The sequence below is a fragment of the Enterobacter sp. E20 genome (assembly GCF_000801755.2).
In the GTDB taxonomy this organism is placed as follows: Bacteria; Pseudomonadota; Gammaproteobacteria; order Enterobacterales; family Enterobacteriaceae; genus Enterobacter; species Enterobacter asburiae_B.
Genome location: NZ_CP012999.1, coordinates 998,631 through 1,018,604 on the forward strand (window position 1 = coordinate 998,631; position 19,974 = coordinate 1,018,604).

19 protein-coding genes are annotated in these 19,974 nt (G+C 53.2%); 13 read left to right on the plus strand and 6 right to left on the minus strand.

The window, feature by feature from the left end:
- Window position 1 precedes the first annotated feature (1 nt).
- The 3 genes from cyoA to NI40_RS04645 form a co-directional block, all read right to left on the minus strand.
- Window positions 2–949, minus strand: a complete 948-nt coding sequence (gene cyoA / locus NI40_RS04635; protein ID WP_014882770.1) for a cytochrome o ubiquinol oxidase subunit II — start codon at window positions 947–949, stop codon at window positions 2–4.
- A 477-nt stretch (window positions 950–1,426) separates the two neighbouring features.
- Window positions 1,427–2,902, minus strand: a complete 1,476-nt coding sequence (gene ampG, locus NI40_RS04640) for a muropeptide MFS transporter AmpG (RefSeq protein WP_033144772.1) — start codon at window positions 2,900–2,902, stop codon at window positions 1,427–1,429.
- 46 nt (window positions 2,903–2,948) lie between these two features.
- Complete coding sequence (locus NI40_RS04645; RefSeq protein WP_023310568.1) at window positions 2,949–3,527, minus strand: lipoprotein; 579 nt, start codon at window positions 3,525–3,527, stop codon at window positions 2,949–2,951.
- Window positions 3,528–3,832: 305 nt separating this feature from the next.
- On the opposite strand from NI40_RS04645, the gene bolA reads away from it, so the two are divergent.
- The 11 genes from bolA to NI40_RS04700 all read left to right on the plus strand — a co-directional run bounded on the left by bolA (window position 3,833) and on the right by NI40_RS04700 (window position 14,913).
- On the plus strand, window positions 3,833–4,150 hold the full coding sequence (gene bolA, locus NI40_RS04650) for a transcriptional regulator BolA (protein WP_021241655.1): 318 nt from the start codon (window positions 3,833–3,835) through the stop codon (window positions 4,148–4,150).
- A gap of 330 nt (window positions 4,151–4,480) precedes the next feature.
- Window positions 4,481–5,779: a trigger factor gene (gene tig, locus NI40_RS04655; RefSeq protein WP_023310569.1), complete on the plus strand. Its 1,299-nt coding sequence runs from the start codon at window positions 4,481–4,483 to the stop codon at window positions 5,777–5,779.
- A gap of 260 nt (window positions 5,780–6,039) precedes the next feature.
- On the plus strand, window positions 6,040–6,663 hold the full coding sequence (clpP, locus tag NI40_RS04660; RefSeq protein WP_010428105.1) for an ATP-dependent Clp endopeptidase proteolytic subunit ClpP: 624 nt from the start codon (window positions 6,040–6,042) through the stop codon (window positions 6,661–6,663).
- Window positions 6,664–6,789: 126 nt separating this feature from the next.
- A complete protein-coding gene (clpX, locus tag NI40_RS04665; protein ID WP_024906819.1) occupies window positions 6,790–8,064 on the plus strand; it encodes an ATP-dependent protease ATP-binding subunit ClpX in 1,275 nt (424 codons plus the stop codon).
- A 182-nt stretch (window positions 8,065–8,246) separates the two neighbouring features.
- Window positions 8,247–10,601 carry an endopeptidase La gene (gene lon, locus NI40_RS04670; RefSeq protein WP_023334706.1) on the plus strand — a complete coding sequence of 785 codons (2,355 nt, stop codon included), beginning with the start codon at window positions 8,247–8,249 and terminating at the stop codon, window positions 10,599–10,601.
- Between the two features lie 210 nt (window positions 10,602–10,811).
- The gene (gene hupB / locus NI40_RS04675) at window positions 10,812–11,084 is read left to right on the plus strand and encodes a nucleoid-associated protein HU-beta (RefSeq protein WP_002444653.1); all 273 of its coding nucleotides are present in this window, start codon (window positions 10,812–10,814) and stop codon (window positions 11,082–11,084) included.
- 212 nt (window positions 11,085–11,296) lie between these two features.
- Complete coding sequence (gene ppiD, locus NI40_RS04680; protein WP_039263936.1) at window positions 11,297–13,168, plus strand: peptidylprolyl isomerase; 1,872 nt, start codon at window positions 11,297–11,299, stop codon at window positions 13,166–13,168.
- Window positions 13,169–13,316: 148 nt separating this feature from the next.
- Window positions 13,317–13,697, plus strand: a complete 381-nt coding sequence (locus tag NI40_RS04685) for a helix-hairpin-helix domain-containing protein (protein WP_039263937.1) — start codon at window positions 13,317–13,319, stop codon at window positions 13,695–13,697.
- 99 nt (window positions 13,698–13,796) lie between these two features.
- Window positions 13,797–14,195, plus strand: a complete 399-nt coding sequence (locus NI40_RS04690) for a YbgC/FadM family acyl-CoA thioesterase (RefSeq protein WP_024906822.1) — start codon at window positions 13,797–13,799, stop codon at window positions 14,193–14,195.
- 48 nt (window positions 14,196–14,243) lie between these two features.
- Window positions 14,244–14,597: a type II toxin-antitoxin system RelE/ParE family toxin gene (locus NI40_RS04695; protein WP_039263938.1), complete on the plus strand. Its 354-nt coding sequence runs from the start codon at window positions 14,244–14,246 to the stop codon at window positions 14,595–14,597.
- Window positions 14,584–14,913 carry an addiction module antidote protein gene (locus NI40_RS04700; protein ID WP_045143098.1) on the plus strand — a complete coding sequence of 110 codons (330 nt, stop codon included), beginning with the start codon at window positions 14,584–14,586 and terminating at the stop codon, window positions 14,911–14,913. The genes NI40_RS04695 and NI40_RS04700 overlap by 14 nt, the downstream gene beginning before the upstream one ends.
- 2 nt (window positions 14,914–14,915) lie before the next feature.
- Here NI40_RS04700 and queC read toward each other — a convergent pair whose 3' ends face one another.
- Together queC and NI40_RS04710 are read right to left on the minus strand one after the other, a co-directional pair.
- Window positions 14,916–15,611: a 7-cyano-7-deazaguanine synthase QueC gene (queC, locus tag NI40_RS04705; RefSeq protein ID WP_039263940.1), complete on the minus strand. Its 696-nt coding sequence runs from the start codon at window positions 15,609–15,611 to the stop codon at window positions 14,916–14,918.
- A 66-nt stretch (window positions 15,612–15,677) separates the two neighbouring features.
- Window positions 15,678–17,378, minus strand: a complete 1,701-nt coding sequence (locus NI40_RS04710; protein WP_039263942.1) for an SgrR family transcriptional regulator — start codon at window positions 17,376–17,378, stop codon at window positions 15,678–15,680.
- 101 nt (window positions 17,379–17,479) lie between these two features.
- On the opposite strand from NI40_RS04710, the gene cof reads away from it, so the two are divergent.
- Window positions 17,480–18,298, plus strand: coding sequence for an HMP-PP phosphatase (gene cof / locus NI40_RS04715; protein WP_039263943.1), 819 nt, complete (start codon window positions 17,480–17,482; stop codon window positions 18,296–18,298).
- Window positions 18,299–18,338: 40 nt separating this feature from the next.
- Here cof and NI40_RS04720 read toward each other — a convergent pair whose 3' ends face one another.
- On the minus strand, window positions 18,339–19,388 hold the full coding sequence (locus tag NI40_RS04720; protein ID WP_219773467.1) for a PLP-dependent cysteine synthase family protein: 1,050 nt from the start codon (window positions 19,386–19,388) through the stop codon (window positions 18,339–18,341).
- 112 nt (window positions 19,389–19,500) lie between these two features.
- On the opposite strand from NI40_RS04720, the gene NI40_RS04725 reads away from it, so the two are divergent.
- Complete coding sequence (locus tag NI40_RS04725; RefSeq protein ID WP_023310581.1) at window positions 19,501–19,959, plus strand: Lrp/AsnC family transcriptional regulator; 459 nt, start codon at window positions 19,501–19,503, stop codon at window positions 19,957–19,959.
- Window positions 19,960–19,974: the final 15 nt, after the last annotated feature.

Consider the following 19,974-nt stretch of genomic DNA (forward strand, 5'->3'; position numbering starts at 1 on the left):
CTTAGTGAGCGGTTTCCGCGTGGCTCATGTCCATGCCTTCCATACCTTCGTGCGCGCTGTGCTCGCCTTCAGGCTGGGTCATGTCCATGCTCTTGCCGTGATCCATAAATTTGCCAATAACGTCTTTGAACAAATCAGGTTTCACATTAGAGAAGTACTCCACCTTGTTGTATTCGCTTGGTGCAGCCACTTTTTCGAACGCCGCCATGTCAGACATGGTGTTTGGAGACTGCTTCGCTTTTTCAACCCACTGGTCGAAAGCGGCACGGTCTGGCGTCGCAATAGCTTTGAACTTCATACCTGAGAAGCCCGGGCCGCTATAGCTGGCGGAGATACCATCATAGGTGCCTGCTTCATTCGCGATCAGGTGCAGGTTGGTCTGCATACCGGCCATCGCGTAAATCTGGCTACCCAGACGTGGGATGAAGAAGGAGTTCATTACGGAGTTGGAGGTCACTTTGAACTGAACCGGAGTGTTCGCCGGGAAGGCGATTTCATTCACGGTAGCAATACCCTGCTCTGGATAGATGAAGAACCATTTCCAGTCCATGGAGACCACTTCAATGGTAATAGGTTTCTCATCGTGAACCAGCGGTTTGCTTGGCTCAAGTGCGTGAGTGGTTTTCCAGGTCAGTACGGCAAGGAACAGGATGATCAGAATAGGTACCGTCCAGACCACAGCTTCCACTTTATTGGAGTGTGACCAGTTAGGGCTATACTTCGCATCTTTATTGCTCGCACGATACTTCCAGGCGAAACCAACAGCCATCAAAATGGCAGGAATAACCACAATCAACATCAGGCCAAAAGCCGTCAATATCAGTGAACGTTGTTCCAGTCCAATCTGTCCTTTGGGGTCTAGTAGTGCAGAATCGCAGCCACTGAGTAATACAGTGCCCGCGAATAATGACAACCATCCCAAACTTTTATTGTATTTCCCGAGTCTCATTTAACGACCTCAATTCCACGGAGTCTGGTGGCGTTTAAAGTGTGCGGGCATTTTACGGGAAGGTTACATTACTGTAAACATCATTAGGCCTGTGTCAGGAAGGTGTTACCGGGTTCTGCCGCACGTGTCACAAGTGTTGCAAATTATGTCGGTTTTTATGACCGAAGCCGCATGGCAAGGGCTTTATAACGAAAGGACCCCCAAGCATACCCTAAAAGGGGCAATTGGTATAACCATTGTTGAAAATAAACAAAAAATTAACAATTAATTATCAATAAAAAGACATCTGAAAAACGAAAAATCAAACTCTCGTATGCTGAATCGTTTAATGAAAAATAGCGTTTTGGAATGGGAGCCAATAATTTCCAAATCCTATCCCGCACAAAACAACAAATATTTTTTTTGCGCCTGGCGGCTATTTCGCCGTTATAATTTCGGTTAGTGATTACAACGGGAAATAACCTTTCGCATTTTTCTTCAGGTCATCTGCGTTTTACGCAACGCCATGAAATCAAGCAGACCTCCGGTCAGGATCCCGGCGATAGCCAGCAGGGCGCCTGCGTCCAGCAGAAGGGCTTCGAAAGGGAGTACCAGAGAGGTGCTGGCATTGATAATAAGCACCACAAGCCAGAGCGCCAGAGCAATGCAACCCGCCATTAACAGACGCAGCGCAAAACGGTAGGCGCGGCGATATTCGGTGCGCGGCATAAAATGTTCTGTCCGCTGGGTATATTCCAGCGTCTGACGGCAGACCAGCAGCAATAAAATCCCCGGCACGGCAGCCACGACCGAGAAGAGATAAAATGTTGGCCAGCCGTGGGCTTCCACGAACCAGCCGGCAATCGGGCCAACGTACACGCGGCCAACTGCGGAAAGCGCCGAGAGCAGAGCGAACTGGGTAGCGGAAAACGACTTATTGCACAGGGTCATCAGCAGGGCGACAAACGCTGCTGTTCCCATGCCGCCGCAGAGGTTTTCGAAGAACACCGCCGCGGCCATGCTGATCGTATGTTTGTCGGTAATAGACAGCAGCCAGTAGCCTGCGTTAGAGGCGCCCTGAAGGATGCCGAAAATCAGCAGCGCGCGAAACAGCGTCAGGCGCTGCATCAGCACGCCGCCATAAAGCGCGCCGACAATCGTCGCAAACAGCCCCAGCGTTTTATTCACCACACCCACTTCACCGGCGTCAAAACCGACGCCCCGGATCAGGAAGGTGGTGGTGAGGCTCATGGCAAAGGCATCACCCAGCTTATAAAGGACGATGAGCAGCAGGATCAGCCAGGCGTTGTTGCGGCCAAAGAAGTCACGGAGCGGTTCGGCGACGGCCTGCTCCAGCGAGCGGGGAACCGGGATGACGTCACTCGGTTCGGGCGCGAACAGCGTCGCGATGATGCAGGGGATCAGCAGGGCGGCCATCAGCCAGTACATGCCCTGCCAGCCGAGGTAACGGTCGGCCAGCCACAGCGCCAGCCCGCCGGAGACCAGCATCCCGAGGCGATAGCCCAGCACGCTGATTGCTGCACCAGCACCGCGCTCTTCAGCAGGTAACACGTCCGTCTTCCAGGCGTCGAACACGATATCCTGAGAGGCGGAACAGAAGGCAATCACCACCGCAAGCGCTGCCATCCAGCGAAGCTGGGTGGTGGGTTCAAGAAATCCCATTGCCGCAATAGCCAGCAGCAGCAGGATCTGCGTCATCACTAGCCAGCCGCGTCGACGTCCGAGGAAAGGCGGCGTGTAGCGATCCATGACCGGAGACCACAGGAACTTAAAGACATAGGCCTGGCCGACAAGCGAGAAGAAACCAATGGTTTTAAGATCGATGTTCTCAACCGTCATCCACGCCTGAAGCGTGCCGGAAGTAAGTGCGAGGGGTAAACCCGAGGCGAAGCCGAGGATCAGCAGGATCGCTGATTTCGGTTGCTGGAAAATGCGTAAGTAATGGCTGGACATGTTCTTATAAAACTGACCCGGTGATACACCGGGTCAGAGAGCGGGATTAACGCGCGTTCTGCTTGATGAAGTCGTGAATGCTGGTGTCCTGCGCCATATCGGCGATGGTATCGGTCAGCACGCTGTTCACGGCGTTAGCAATGTTCTGGTTAGAAGCCTGGAAGGCACCTTCAACAGAGTAGCTGGCGCGGTAGTTTTTGGTCATCTTGTTGCCATTCTTCGCGGTGGCAATGATGGCGATATCCGCTTTGGTCGCAATGTTGTAGCGCACGTTGCCCTGAGACACGTCAGCGTACAGGTTATTCACGATAATCTGCAGATCAACCGCGCCGCTTGGGCCAATCATGTAGCCGCGAGCGGTCATCTGTTTCTCCAGCACTTCCTGGAGCAGGAAGCGCAGGTCGCGGGAGGCGGTGAGAGTAACCTGCTGGTTATCGCGGGTCACTTTAGCCAGCGCCTGATCCTGACGCTGATCGGCACCGTTAATGCTCACGGTGACGCCCATCAGGCTTGGATCCTGCTGAGGCAGGGTGATTTTTGGTGAGACATCAATGGTGGTAGGCGGGGTAGCACAGCCTGCCAGCATAAAAAGGGCTACCAACGGAAAGAAGAGTTTTTTTAACATTTTCGGGTTCTCAACGAATCGTAAGCATATAAAGAGAAAAATTGCCGCCATCATAACATCGCCAACGGCGAGGGGAAGTGGTCAACGCATGTAAATTCATCGCCTTGTCCGAAAACTGACCAGTTCACCGTTTTTCCCAATCCGTGTATGACAAAAGGTATGAGTCTCACAGTGAACTTCATTCGTTTGAATGAGAAAATCAGACGAAAGCTAAATATTTGTTGTCAAGGTGTAATGGAAACGGTAAAAGCGGCTAACATTTAAAGGGATGGGTGACATCCTGGCGTTGTCGGAGGAGTAATTTCATGATGATACGTGAGCATATAGAAGATAAATTAAGGGCAGCGTTCAACCCTGTGTTCCTCGAAGTCGTCGACGAAAGCTATCGTCATAACGTGCCGGCAGGTTCTGAAAGCCACTTTAAAGTGGTTCTGGTTAGCGATCGCTTCACGGGAGAACGTTTCCTGAATCGACACCGCTTGATCTACAGCACCTTGACGGAAGAGCTCTCCACGACCGTGCATGCGCTGGCACTGCATACCTACACCATTAAGGAATGGGAAGGCCTGCAGGATACGGTTTTCGCATCGCCGCCCTGTCGCGGTGCAGGCACTATCGCCTGATAAATCGGATTTGCAACGGCTGGAGCTTTTCCAGTATGTTGCTTACAGATTTCCTCAAAACGGCCTCCGGGCCGTTTTGTTTTGTCTGAGTTTTGAGCGAATGGAGCGATTTTAAGACTAAAAATAGCCTTAAAGTGTGAAAAAAGCCGCAGCAACATGCCCCAACCGTTCTCGACTCACCTAAGTGATGCCGCTATAATGCCGCGTCTTATTGAATGTCTTCGGGATGATTCTGGCGACAGGGAATGTGAATCTGCACTAAGAGAGCATCCCGGTATAACAGACAGATTCAGAGTTGACCGAGCACTGTGATTTTTTTGAGGTAACAAGATGCAAGTTTCAGTTGAAACCACTCAAGGCCTTGGCCGCCGTGTAACGATTACTATCGCTGCTGACAGCATCGAAACTGCTGTGAAAAGCGAGCTGGTCAACGTAGCAAAAAAAGTACGTATTGACGGCTTCCGCAAGGGCAAAGTACCAATGAATGTTGTTGCTCAGCGTTATGGCGCTTCCGTGCGTCAGGATGTGCTGGGTGAACTGATGAGCCGTAACTTTATTGATGCGATCATCAAAGAAAAAATCAATCCGGCCGGCGCGCCTAACTACGTTCCAGGCGAATACAAACTGGGCGAAGACTTCACCTACTCCGTTGAGTTCGAAGTGTACCCGGAAGTTGAGCTGAAAGGTCTGGAATCTATCGAAGTTGAAAAACCAGTTGTTTCCGTGACTGACGAAGACGTTGACGGCATGCTGGATACCCTGCGCAAGCAGCAGGCTAACTGGAAAGAGAAAGAAGGCGCTGTTGACGCTGAAGACCGTGTCACCATCGACTTCACCGGTTCTGTAGACGGCGAAGAGTTCGAAGGCGGTAAAGCGTCTGACTTCGTACTGGCTATGGGCCAGGGTCGTATGATCCCAGGCTTCGAAGACGGTATCAAAGGCCACAAGGCTGGCGAAGAGTTCACCATCGACGTGACCTTCCCGGAAGAATACCACGCTGAAAACCTGAAAGGGAAAGCAGCGAAGTTCGCTATCAACCTGAAGAAAGTTGAAGAGCGCGAACTGCCAGAACTGACTGAAGAATTCATCAAGCGTTTCGGCGTGGAAGATGGTTCCGTAGCGGGTCTGCGTACCGAAGTGCGTAAGAACATGGAACGCGAACTGAACGGCGCGGTGCGTAACCGCGTGAAATCTCAGGCGATCGAAGGTCTGGTGAAAGCCAACGAAATCGACGTTCCAGCTGCCCTGATCGACAGCGAAATCGACGTTCTGCGTCGTCAGGCTGCACAGCGTTTCGGTGGCAACCAGCAGCAAGCGATGGAACTGCCACGCGAGCTGTTCGAAGAGCAAGCGAAACGCCGCGTTGTTGTTGGCCTGCTGCTGGGCGAAGTAATTCGTACCCACGAGCTGAAAGCTGACGAAGAGCGTGTGAAAGGCCTGATCGAAGAGATGGCTTCTGCATACGAAGATCCATCAGAAGTGATCGAGTTCTACGGTAAGAACAAAGAACTGATGGACAACATGCGCAACGTTGCCCTGGAAGAGCAGGCTGTTGAAGCGGTACTGGCGAAAGCGAAAGTGACCGAAAAAGCGACCTCTTTCAACGAACTGATGAACCAGCAGGCGTAATTTCGCCCCAACGGTTTAAAGTTTGAACAGAAAACCCGTTGCCTTGCGGCAGCGGGTTTTTTTTATCGCAGCGATAGCCCAGGAAGAGTGCTAAAACGCCCTTTCGGTGTTAGCGTAACAACAAAAGGTTGTTATGCTTGAAATAGGGCACTGTGAACCCCATAAGTACGTAATCATGATGAATGAGACTGGCTGATAATCCGTCCGTAAGGTTACAATCAGTACAGCAGGTGTTTTCAATTTTGATCCAGGAGACGGAAATGTCATACAGTGGCGAACGAGATAACTTTGCACCCCATATGGCTCTGGTGCCAATGGTTATTGAACAGACCTCACGTGGTGAGCGTTCTTTTGATATCTATTCCCGTCTGCTCAAGGAACGCGTTATCTTTCTGACCGGCCAGGTGGAAGACCACATGGCTAACCTGATCGTGGCGCAGATGCTATTTCTGGAAGCGGAAAACCCGGAAAAAGACATTTACCTGTACATTAACTCCCCGGGTGGCGTGATTACAGCTGGAATGTCGATTTATGACACCATGCAATTCATCAAGCCTGATGTAAGCACTATCTGTATGGGTCAGGCTGCATCAATGGGCGCGTTCCTGTTAACAGCAGGGGCGAAAGGTAAGCGTTTCTGCTTGCCAAATTCCCGCGTGATGATTCACCAGCCGCTGGGCGGTTACCAGGGGCAGGCGACGGATATCGAAATCCACGCCCGTGAAATTCTGAAAGTAAAAGCGCGCATGAATGAACTTATGGCGCAGCATACGGGTCAACCACTCGAGCAGATCGAGCGCGATACCGAGCGCGATCGCTTCCTCTCTGCTCCAGAGGCAGTTGAGTACGGCTTAGTCGACTCCGTGTTGACCCATCGTAATTGATGCCCGCGACGCGAGTGTGCCGCTATACTAAGGTAGGGCGGCACGCTGCTGATTGCAGCTTGCGTCTTAGAATGGCATTTGCGTCGTCATGTGCGGCACAAAGAACTTAAAAAGAGGTTTGGACTCATGACAGATAAACGCAAAGATGGTTCGGGCAAACTGCTGTACTGCTCTTTTTGCGGCAAAAGCCAGCATGAAGTGCGTAAACTGATTGCCGGGCCGTCCGTGTATATCTGCGACGAATGTGTCGATTTATGTAACGACATCATTCGCGAAGAGATTAAAGAAGTCGCACCGCACCGTGAGCGCAGCGCGCTGCCAACGCCGCATGAAATTCGTCATCACCTTGACGACTACGTCATCGGACAGGAGCAGGCCAAGAAAGTGCTGGCGGTAGCGGTCTATAACCACTACAAACGTCTGCGTAACGGCGACACCAGCAATGGCGTAGAACTGGGTAAAAGTAACATTCTGCTGATCGGCCCAACCGGTTCCGGTAAAACGCTGCTGGCTGAAACCCTGGCGCGTCTGCTTGATGTTCCGTTCACGATGGCGGATGCCACCACCCTGACCGAGGCCGGTTATGTGGGTGAGGACGTCGAAAACATCATTCAGAAACTGCTGCAGAAGTGCGATTACGACGTACAGAAAGCCCAGCGCGGGATTGTTTACATCGATGAGATCGACAAGATCTCCCGTAAATCTGACAACCCGTCCATTACCCGTGACGTATCGGGTGAAGGCGTACAGCAGGCACTGCTGAAGCTGATTGAAGGTACGGTTGCTGCCGTTCCGCCACAGGGTGGTCGTAAACATCCGCAGCAGGAGTTCCTGCAGGTTGATACCTCCAAGATCCTGTTCATCTGTGGTGGCGCGTTTGCTGGTCTGGACAAAGTCATCTCCCACCGTGTTGAAACCGGCTCCGGCATTGGTTTTGGCGCAACGGTGAAATCGACGTCCGAAAAACCAAACGAAGGCGAACTGCTGTCTCAGGTTGAACCGGAAGATTTGATCAAATTCGGTCTGATCCCTGAATTCATCGGCCGTCTGCCGGTTGTGGCAACGCTGAATGAGCTGAGCGAAGACGCGCTGATCCAGATCCTGAAAGAGCCGAAAAATGCGCTGACCAAGCAGTATCAGGCGCTGTTCAATCTGGAAGGCGTTGATCTGGAATTCCGCGACGAAGCGCTGGATGCTATTGCCAAGAAAGCGATGATCCGTAAAACCGGTGCCCGTGGTCTGCGTTCAATTGTTGAAGCGGCACTGCTCGACACCATGTACGATCTTCCGTCGATGGAAGACGTTGAGAAAGTGGTGATTGACGAGTCCGTCATTAGCGGTCAAACCAAGCCGCTGCTGATTTACGGCAAACCGGAAGCGCAGCAGGCATCTGGCGAATAATTAACCAAATCATACAAGCAGTTAATCAAAAAGGGGGGATTTTATCTCCCCTTTACTTTTTCCGTATTCATAGCGTTGAATGTGTGGGAAACATCCCCATATACTGGATACATGTTAATGGTTATGTGAAGCACAGTGACATGACCAGCTTACCTGGCGGACACTAACTAAGAGAGAGCTCTATGAATCCTGAGCGTTCTGAACGCATTGAAATCCCCGTATTGCCGTTGCGCGATGTGGTGGTTTATCCGCACATGGTCATACCCTTATTTGTAGGGCGGGAAAAATCTATCCGTTGCCTCGAAGCCGCCATGGATCATGATAAAAAAATCATGCTGGTGGCGCAGAAAGAAGCATCAACGGATGAGCCGGGTGTAAACGATCTTTTCACCGTCGGGACCGTGGCCTCTATTTTGCAGATGCTGAAGCTGCCTGACGGCACCGTGAAGGTGCTGGTAGAAGGCCTGCAGCGTGCGCGTATTACCACTCTGTCAGATGACGGCGAGCACTTCTCTGCAAAGGCAGAGTACCTTGATTCGCCTGAGCTTGATGAGCGTGAACAGGAAGTGCTGGTTCGCACCGCGATTAGCCAGTTTGAAGGCTATATCAAGCTGAACAAGAAAATTCCACCAGAAGTGCTGACGTCGCTGAACAGCATCGACGATCCTGCGCGTCTGGCGGACACCATCGCTGCACATATGCCGCTGAAGCTGGCTGACAAGCAGTCCGTGCTGGAAATGTCCGACGTTAACGAACGTCTGGAATACCTGATGGCGATGATGGAGTCTGAAATCGATCTGCTGCAGGTTGAGAAGCGCATTCGCAACCGCGTCAAAAAGCAGATGGAGAAATCTCAGCGTGAGTACTATCTGAACGAGCAAATGAAGGCCATTCAGAAAGAACTGGGCGAGATGGACGACGCGCCGGATGAAAACGAAGCGCTGAAGCGTAAGATCGACGCGGCGAAGATGCCGAAAGAGGCGAAAGAGAAGGCCGAAGCAGAACTGCAGAAGCTGAAAATGATGTCTCCAATGTCGGCTGAAGCGACCGTTGTACGCGGCTACATTGAGTGGATGGTGCAGGTTCCGTGGAACGCCCGCAGCAAGGTCAAAAAAGACCTTCGTCAGGCGCAGGAAATCCTGGATACCGACCACTATGGCCTGGAACGCGTGAAAGACCGCATTCTTGAGTACCTCGCGGTACAAAGCCGTGTAAACAAAATCAAGGGCCCGATTCTGTGCCTGGTTGGACCGCCGGGGGTGGGTAAAACCTCTCTGGGTCAGTCCATCGCCAAAGCGACCGGACGTAAGTATATCCGTATGGCGCTGGGTGGCGTACGTGATGAAGCGGAAATCCGTGGTCACCGCCGTACCTACATTGGTTCTATGCCGGGTAAACTGATCCAGAAGATGGCGAAAGTGGGGGTTAAAAACCCGCTGTTCCTGCTCGATGAGATCGACAAGATGTCGTCGGACATGCGTGGCGACCCTGCGTCTGCACTGCTGGAAGTGCTTGATCCAGAACAGAACGTAGCGTTCAGCGATCACTACCTGGAAGTGGACTACGACCTGAGCGATGTGATGTTCGTGGCGACCTCCAACTCCATGAACATTCCGGCCCCGCTGCTGGACCGTATGGAAGTGATCCGTCTCTCCGGTTATACCGAAGATGAGAAGCTGAACATCGCTAAGCAGCACCTGCTGCCTAAACAGATTGAGCGTAACGCGCTGAAAGCCAACGAGCTGACCGTCGAGGACAGCGCGATTATCGGCATCATTCGCTATTACACCCGTGAAGCGGGCGTGCGTAGCCTTGAGCGTGAAATCTCTAAACTGTGTCGTAAAGCGGTGAAACAGCTGCTGCTGGATAAGAGCCTTAAGCACATTGTGATTAACGGCGACAATCTGCATGCCTATCTCGGCGTTCAGCGCTTCGACTACGGTCGCGCGGACAACGAAAACCGCGTTGGTCAGGTGACCGGCCTCGCATGGACGGAAGTGGGCGGCGATCTGCTGACCATCGAAACCGCCTGTGTCCCGGGTAAAGGCAAGCTGACCTACACCGGCTCTCTGGGTGAAGTGATGCAGGAATCCATCCAGGCAGCGCTGACCGTGGTGCGCGCGCGCGCGGAGAAACTGGGTATCAACCCTGATTTCTACGAAAAACGCGACATCCACGTGCACGTTCCGGAAGGGGCGACGCCGAAAGATGGCCCAAGCGCGGGTATTGCGATGTGTACCGCTCTGGTTTCCTGCCTGACAGGTAACCCGGTGCGTGCCGATGTGGCAATGACCGGTGAAATTACGCTGCGTGGTCAGGTTCTGCCGATTGGTGGTTTAAAAGAAAAACTGCTGGCGGCACACCGCGGTGGGATCAAAACCGTATTGATCCCTTACGAAAACAAACGCGATCTGGAAGAGATTCCGGACAATGTGATTGCCGACCTGCAGATCCATCCTGTGAAGCGAATTGAGGAAGTTCTCAGTCTCGCACTGCAGAATGAACCCTCCGGAATGCAGGTTGTAACAGCAAAATAGTGACCTCGCGCAAAGAGCGTCAATAAAAACAAGGCTGGTAAGTCATTTCGCACTTGCCAGCCTTTTTTTGTATAGCTAATTTAGATTGCTGATTAGGTCCGTCATCAACAACGGGTGTTGTAAGGTCATGGCAGGCCTGATATAACTGCTGCGCGGTCGCGTTGTGAAGGATTCAGGCGCGATATAAATTATAAAGAGAGGAAGAGAACAGTGAATAAATCTCAACTGATTGACAAAATTGCTGCGGGTGCTGATATTTCTAAAGCTGCAGCTGGACGTGCGTTAGATGCCTTAATTGCTTCTGTTACTGAATCTCTGCAGGCTGGGGACGACGTTGCACTGGTAGGTTTCGGTACTTTTGCTGTTAAAGAGCGTGCTGCCCGTACTGGCCGCAACCCTCAGACCGGTAAAGAGATCACCATTGCTGCTGCTAAAGTGCCGGGTTTCCGTGCAGGTAAAGCGCTGAAAGACGCAGTAAACTGATTGCTTTCCCGTTTCAGGGAAGCCGGAAAGTACAAGGGCGCATCATTTGATGTGCCTTTTTTGTTTGTCCAGACCTGATTTGTGCGAGTTTATGCGAGTTGTGGGCTGACAATCGCCCCGTTTTCTTGTCACAATACGCCTTCACGCGCGACGGGCAGGATTTTCCGTCAGCGTCAGGTAACCAGTCACCTACAGCGGAGTGTTGTTACACCATGATGGACAGCTTACGCACGGCTGCTAACAGTCTCGTGCTCAAGATTATTTTCGGTATCATTATCGTGTCGTTCATATTGACCGGCGTGAGCAGTTACCTTATTGGCGGTGGCGCAAACTATGCCGCAAAAGTGAATGGCCAGGAAATCAGCCGTGGTCAGTTCGAGAATGCTTTTGCCGGTGAACGTAACCGTATGCAGCAACAGCTGGGCGACCAATTCTCTGAACTGGCGGCGAACGAAGGGTACATGAAGACCCTGCGCCAACAGACACTGAACCGTCTTATCGACGAAGCGCTGCTTGATCAGTATGCCAAAAAACTGGGCCTTGGCATCAGCGATGAGCAGGTGAAAAAAGCCATCTTCTCCACGCAAGCCTTCCAGTCTAACGGTAAATTCGACAATGCGCGTTACAACAGCATCGTCAATCAAATGGGAATGACGGCCGACCAGTACGCTCAGGCGCTGCGTAACCAGCTGACCACCCAGCAGCTCATCAATGCCGTCGTGGGCACCGATTTCATGCTCAAAGGTGAAACGGATGAACTGGCCGCGCTGGTGGCGCAGCAGCGTGTTGTACGCGAAGCGACCATTGATGTGAACGCCCTGGCGGCGAAACAGCAGGTGAGCGACGCTGACGTCAACGCTTACTACGAGCAGAACAAGAATTCCTTTGTTTCTCCAGAGCAGTTCCGCGTGAGCTACATCAAGCTGGATGCGGCCGCGCTGCAGGAAACCGCGTCTGATGCTGAAATCCAGTCTTACTACGATCAGCATCAGGATCAGTTCACTCAGCCGCAGCGTAACCGCTACAGCGTAATTCAGACGAAAACCGAGGCTGATGCGAAAGCGGCGCTGGATGAGCTGAATAAAGGCGCTGATTTCGCGACCGTTGCGAAAGCGAAATCCACCGACATTATCTCTGCGAAAAACGGCGGCGATATGGGCTGGCTGGAAGATGCGACCACCCCTGACGAGCTGAAAAATGCCGGTCTGAAAGAGAAAGGCCAGCTTTCTGGCGTCATTAAGTCTTCCGTTGGTTTCCTGGTCGTGCGTCTGGACGACATCACCGCGGCGAAAACCAAGCCGCTGGCTGAGGTTCGTGATGATATCGCGGCGAAAGTGAAACAGGAAAAAGCGCTGGATGCCTACTACGCGCTGCAGCAGAAGGTAAGCGATGCTGCCAGCAACGACAACGAATCTCTGGCAGGTGCAGAGCAGGCGGCGGGCGTGAAGGCGGTTGAGACGGGCTGGTTTGGTCGTGACAACCTTCCGGAAGAGCTGAACTTCAAACCGGTTTCCGATGCCATCTTCAACGGTGGCCTGGTGGGCGAAAACGGCACGCCGGGCAGTAACTCTGACATCATTACCGTCGACGGCGATCGTGCGTTTGTGTTGCGCGTCAGCGAGCACAAGCCAGAAGCGGTCAAACCGCTGGCGGAAGTGAAGGATCAGGTCGTCGCTCAGGTTAAGCACAACAAAGCGGAACAGCAGGCGAAACTGGATGCTGAGAAGATTCTGTCCGATCTGAAAGCGGGTAAAGAAGACGCGCTGAAAGCGGCTGGCCTGAGCTTCGGTGAAGCGAAAACGCTGAGCCGTACCGGCCAGGACCCAATCAGCCAGGCCGCGTTTGGTCTGACTCTGCCTGCGAAGGACAAGCCAAGCTTTGGTACCACCACCGATACGCAGGGTAACGTCGTTCTGCTGGCGCTGGATGAAGTGAAAGCCGGTACCCTGCCAGAAGCGCAGAAGAAAGCGATGGTTCAGGGGATTACCCAGAACAATGCTCAGATTGCCTTCGAAGCCATGATGAGCAACCTGCGTAAAGAAGCCAAAATCAAGCTGGGTGATGTAATGACTCAGCAGCAGTAATTACGTGTCTGCTCGCAGATTTTCGTAACGCTCTGCAAAAACTAAAGGCCGCTTTCGCGGCCTTTTCCATTTCTGCAATCTGCTGTTTGTGCCGGTTTTAACTGGCGGCTATTGTGACCTGGCTGTCAACAAACAAGGAGATAACAGCATGAAATGTGGAATCAAAGCACTGTTAATTACGCTGGCTATTGCCACCACCGGGATGAGCGCGGGCGCGCTGGCGGCGACGCCTGCTGCCAAAGCACAGGCTACGCAGAGCAAGTCCGATGCGGCAGCGCCGGTGCAGGGGCAAACCAAAGCGACAGATGCCGGTAAAAATGCGGATGATGAAGGTACGCGGGTCAGTATCAATTCGGCCTCAGCGGAAGATCTCGCCCGTGCGTTGAACGGCGTGGGCCTGAAAAAAGCGCAGGCCATCGTCAGCTACCGCGAAGAGTATGGTCCTTTCAAAACGGTCGACGATCTCAAGCAGGTGCCGGGCATGGGCAGCGCGCTGGTTGAGCGCAACCTCTCACACCTGACGCTGTAATTACGCAATTTCTTGCACTGCGGCAAAATTTTGCCAGGATAAAGAGGTCATACCAGTTATGACCTCTCTTCCTACAATAACAGTAAAGGCTATTGCGCTATGCAGACAAAAATCAAAGTACGCGGTTTTCATCTCGACGTTTATCAGCATGTGAACAATGCTCGCTATCTTGAGTTTCTTGAAGAAGCGCGCTGGGACGGGCTGGAAAACAGCGAAAGCTTTCAGTGGCTGACCGCGCACAACATCGCGTTTGTGGTTGTCAATATCAACATCAACTACCGCCGTCCGGCCGTGCTGGGTGACGTGCTCACGGTAACCAGCCAGGTGCAACAGATCAATGGCAAAAGTGGCGTATTAAGCCAGGTGGTGACGCTCGATCCAGAAGGGCAGGTGGTCGCAGATGCGTTGATCACGTTCGTCTGTATCGATCTGAAAACGCAGAAAGCGCTACCGCTGGAAGGGGAGTTGCGGGAGAAGCTGGAGTTGATGATCGCTTAGAAAGGTTGTCTTTTATAAAAGACAAAAGGATTTTTCAGGGATAGAATAATGGACAGGGACTATGTCGTTGAACGCTACCGGACCCGTGACGGGAAAGTACCGTTTGAGGAGTGGGTAGCCAGAATGAATCGAAGGGATCCGGATATGGTTTTCCGGATCCTTATGCGGATTAACCGCGCGATAAAACGTAATTTTGGCGATTACAGGTATCTCAGGGAAGGTGTTTGGGAGATGCGAGTCGACAGTGGCCCCGGCTACAGAATCTATTTTTCAGTAGAGAATCGGCAGGTTTTATTGTTACTGATCGGTGGTGACAAAAAGAGCCGAAAAGCGGATATCAAACTGGCAATAGATTACTGGAAAGATCATCAAACAAAAGGACATTCCTATGAGCGCCACTGAACGAAAATATTCGAGCTCCGTTAGCCACCATGATGCTGTAGTGAAAATGCTGCGAGAGAATCCTTCCTACGCTCAGCGTTATCTACAAACAGCCCTGGAAGAGATCTATGAAGATCAGGGAATCCCTGCCTATCTCATTTCACTCCGTCAGGTCATTGAAGCGCGAGGCGGTATTGGAGAAATTTCTGCCAAAGCAGGTCTGTCCCGTCAGCAGCTATACCGAACCCTATCAGACAACGGCAACCCAACGCTGACAACGCTGATGAAAGTCACCCGTGCTGCCGGTGTGAAACTGTTCGACAGCACGGTCAAGTAGCCCTATTTAAGACCGGTCTTTTTCTGCATCGCGGCCATCACGCCGGATTTATCGGCAAGATAGTGGTTCAGCCCGTTAGCGCGCAGATTACAGGCCGCACACTGGCCGCAACCGTCGCCTTTGATGCCGTTATAGCAGGTGAGCGTTTCGTTGCGAACAAGGTCCAGCTTGCCCCAGTAGTCCGCCAGCGCCCAGGTTTCGGCTTTATCCAGCCACATGAGCGGAGTTTCAAAGCGCGTCTCTTTCGCCATCCCCAGATTGACGGCGTGGTTTAACGCTTTTACGAACTCATCACGACAGTCCGGGTAGCCGGAGAAGTCGGTCTCGCACACGCCCGTGATCACCGCTTCGGCTTTTACCTGGTAGGCGTAGATCGCCGTCAGAGTCAGGAACAGGATATTACGGCCCGGCACGAAGGTATTTGGAATGCCGCTGGCATCGGGTTCATAGTCTGGCACAGGAATACTGTCGCGGGTGAGGCTGCTCACGGCCAGTTCATTTAACAGCGTAACGTCCAGCACCTTGTGCGCGCGTGCGCCCAGTTTCAGGGCTAGTTCAAGGGCAACGTCGATTTCAGCGCGATGACGCTGACCATAATCGAAAGTGACACAGTGAACTTCATCGTACTGATGAAGGGCCTGGACCAGGCAGGTAGTAGAGTCTTGTCCTCCGCTGAACACGACGACGGCACGTTTCATAAATCATCTCGACTGTTACGGTAAAAACGTTATGTTACCGTCTGACCACGACGGCGACCAGCTTCTTCACGATTTGGGCGCGGGCAACCAGGCTTCGGTAAAGTCAAACCAGCCGCGGGTGTTGAGGCGTATACCATTCACGCCAGGCGGAGCACTGATTTGGTATTGATAATTAAAGAGTGGCGTCAGCACCGCACTCTCCATTAACCGGTTAAAGATGGCTTGCAGTCCCGCGTGTCTATCCCGAGCCTCGGCCTGAGTCTGTACCGCATCCAGCGTGGCTTGCAGATGGGCGTAAGCCGGTGCGCTAAGAACGTGCGGCCAGAGGGCATCGCAGCGCAGCCACTGTTCAAGCGTATATTCCGGCGCTTCGCCAATCAGCCTGTCCCCCATCATGATGTCTGCATCGGCAAGCTCCAGGCATCCGTCCCACGTCTTGGCGTCGTGAAAGATGACGGTCAGTTCACACCCCTGTAGCGCCAGGTATGCCTTCAACTGGCTGGCCATGGTGTGAAGCTCAACAGGGAGATGGTAAACCAGCGTCAACGCTTCAGGGAGGGTGACGTCCGATAAATCAGGCCATTCGGGGATGGTCCAGCCGGGAAGCAGTTCCTGAGTGGGCGTGATGAGCCCTTCGTTTAGCGGAAGTGTGTGGAGAAGCCTTGAGAGATGAATGATATTGATAAGCCGCTTTGCCTGAATCTCACTCAGGCGCGCGCTTTGTTTTAGCGTGAGGTAACAGAACCCCAGGCTGGTGCTGCTGCTTACCAGCCGCAGACTTTCCAGCTCGTCGGCCTCGCCAATCGCGATTTGCACCGGGTGACGACAGCTGGTGCCCAGGCTGTAATCAAAAAGCTGGGGAGTGATCCAGTATTCGATGGCTTTGAGCAGCGGATGGCTCAGGTGATACTGCTCATGGCTTTCCAGACGAACCAGGTCGGGCTCAAAGGCGGCCAGCCGAAACGGGCCACTGCCAACCACAGGATGGTCGGGATGCGCCAGACGGCTACAGTAGGTTGCCAGCCTGTGCGGCAGCCAGTAGTCCGGTTGATGCAGCGTAAACGTCAGACACTGTGGATGCGTTGTTTCAATACATAAGACGCTCTGAAACAGAGTGCGCAGGGCGGGAAGCGTCAACAGCGCTGTGAGACTTCGCTGGAGTTGCGCCGTTTCTATTTTATCGCCGTTATGCCAGTGCAGGGTGGAGCGAATGTAGAAATGCCAGCGCAGGCCGTCAGCAGAGACATCCCAGTGATGCGCCAGATCGCCCGTAGGTTCACTGCTGTTACCGTTAAAACGCGTCAGGCCTGAGAACACCTCTCCCGCCAGATGCTGCTCCGCCCGGCCCGGTAAAAAACCCGGCTGAAGCGGTTCCAGCGAGCGATAGTAGGGGATGCGCAGCGTCGGCGTGTCGTTTTGCCACTGCCCGCCCAAAAAAGGATGCAGTAATGACCGCAGCGCTTCAGGGGCAAGCTGCGCCAGTTCCAGCGCGTTATGCTGCTGCCCGCTTTTCAGCGCCTCTTCCATCATCGCATTGCGCAGTGACTCCGGGGCGACATGGAACGTTAGCTCACCGCGCTTACCGCGGCCAGACTGCGATCGCCAGCTGAGCCAGCCCGCCTCCTGGGCCTGGCGCAGCAGGGTTCGGACATGCCGCTCGCTACAAAAACAGCGGGCGGCCAGCTCGCTGATGGTGACCTGTTGCGTTGCGCCCTGAGAAGGCTGCCAGAGGCGGTGATACTGGTTGAGTCGATTGAGCTGGCGCATAAGAAACCCGGAACAATAATTTTCATCTATTCACTATTACTTCCGTATATCTCACACGATACTGTTGCACAAGTTAACCGCATCACATTTCGGGAGTAATCATGGCTCGGCTCGCTGCATTTGATATGGACGGTACGCTGTTAATGCCGGATCACCGTTTAGGGGAAAAAACCCTGAACACGCTGAAGCGCCTGCGCGAGCGTGATGTCACCCTGACGTTTGCCACTGGCCGCCATGTGCTGGAGATGCGCCATTTGCTGGGCGCGTTTTCCCTCGACGCCTTTCTAATCACCGGCAACGGGACGCGAATTCACTCCGTAGAAGGTGATGTGCTGCACCGGCAGGATCTCAACCCGGAAGTGGCGGACATCGTGCTGCACAGCACCTGGGACACGCAGGCCAGTATCCACGTCTTTAACGATCGGGGCTGGTTTACCGGACGTGAAATTCCTGAACTGCTGCACGCGCATGTATACAGCGGTTTCAAATATCAGCTTATCGATCTGCGTCGGATCCCCGCCCATGCGGTAACCAAAATCTGCTTCTGCGGCGATCATGACGATCTGTGCCGCTTACGGATTCAGCTGAATGAGGCGCTGGGCGACCGGGCGCACCTGACCTTCTCGGCGGTGGATTGTCTGGAAGTGCTGCCGGTGGGCTGTAACAAAGGCTCCGCACTGGCGGTACTCAGCGACCACCTGGGCTTAACGCTGCAGGAGTGTATGGCGTTTGGTGACGCCATGAACGACCGCGAAATGCTGGGTAGCGTAGGTCGCGGTCTGATCATGGGGAATGCGATGGCGCAGCTGAAAGCAGAACTTCCCCATCTGCCGGTTATTGGCCACTGCCGCAATGAAGCAGTGTCCCATTTTTTGACGCATTGGCTGGACAACAACAATCTCCCGTATTCCCCCGAATAGTGAGACCCTTCCAGCAAGCCAGACTTCGGTCTGGCTTTTTTTATTTCACCAGTTCTGCAATCTGCGCTTTCCACGGGGCAATATCGCCGATGTTGGCCTGCACCCACTCCGCGTTGTAGTAAGTTTCAAGGTAGCGTTCGCCGCTGTCGCACAGCAGCGTGACGATGGAACCGGTACGGCCCTCTTCGCGCATACGGGCGGCAAGCTGCAGTGCGCCCCACATATTTGTGCCCGTCGATGCGCCCACTTTGCGGCCCAGCTGCGTTTCCAGCCAGTGCGCCGTTGCCACGCTTGCGGCATCCGGCACGCGCATCATCTCATCCACGACGTCGGGGATGAAAGAGGGCTCCACGCGCGGGCGGCCAATCCCTTCAATTTTACTGCCCACCGGGCTGCGCAGCTCCGCATTGCGGTTTTGCCAGTAGTCGAGGAACACGGAGTTCTGCGGGTCAACCACCATCAGTTGGGTATCGTATCCCTGACAGCGGATGTAGCGTCCAATCGTGGCTGACGTGCCGCCGGTACCGGCGCTCATGACGATACAGGACGGAACCGGATGTGGTTCGTGGGTCATCTGGCGGAAAATACTGTCGGCAATGTTGTTATTGCCGCGCCAGTCGGTCGCGCGCTCGGCGAAGGTGAACTGGTCCATATAGTGACCGTTCAGCTCACGGGCCAGCATTTCGGAGGCGGCGTAGATTTCGCAGGCGCTTTCCACAAAGTGGCAGCGTCCGCCGTAAAATTCGATCTGTTCGATTTTGCGTTTTGCGGTGCAGGACGGCATTACCGCGATAAACGGCAGGCCCAGCAGGCGGGCGAAATAGGCTTCGGACACCGCCGTTGAACCGGACGAAGATTCAATAATAGTGGTGCCTTCTTTAATCCAGCCGTTACATAAACCGTATAAAAACAGCGAGCGCGCCAGGCGATGCTTCAGGCTACCGGTGGGATGGGTGCTTTCATCTTTCAGATAGAGCTGAATGCCGTCAAATCCCGGCAGGGAAAGGCGAATCAGGTGCGTATCCGCCGAGCGCTGATAGTCGGCATTGATTTCGCTGATCGCATGTTTAACCCAGGTGCTATTCATCATCGTTATCCGTTTGTCATTTTGTGCCTAGGATAGCGAAAAGCACAGAAAAAATTGTTGCTATCTGGCCTTTAAAATAGAATGAAGAGAGAAAAATTTTCTCTGTGAGGTGGGTATGCTAGATAAAATTGACCGCAAGCTCCTTTCATTGCTGCAAAATGACTGTACCCTCTCTTTGCAGGCGCTGGCAGATGCCGTTAATCTGACCACCACCCCGTGCTGGAAGCGGCTTAAGAAGCTGGAAGATGACGGCATTCTTCTGGGGCGCGTCGCGTTGTTAGATCCCGAAAAACTGGGGCTTGGGCTGACGGCATTTGTGCTGATAAAAACCCAGCATCACAGCAGCGAGTGGTATTGCCGCTTCGTCACTCAGGTGTCTGAGATGCCCGAGGTGCTCGGTTTCTGGCGTATGGCCGGAGAGTATGATTACCTGATGCGCGTCCAGGTGGCCGACATGAAGCGCTATGATGATTTCTACAAGCGGCTGGTGAACAGCGTTCCGGGTTTGTCGGACGTCACCTCAAGCTTTGCCATGGAACAGATTAAATACACCACAGCATTACCCATTGAATAACTTCGTAAAATACCT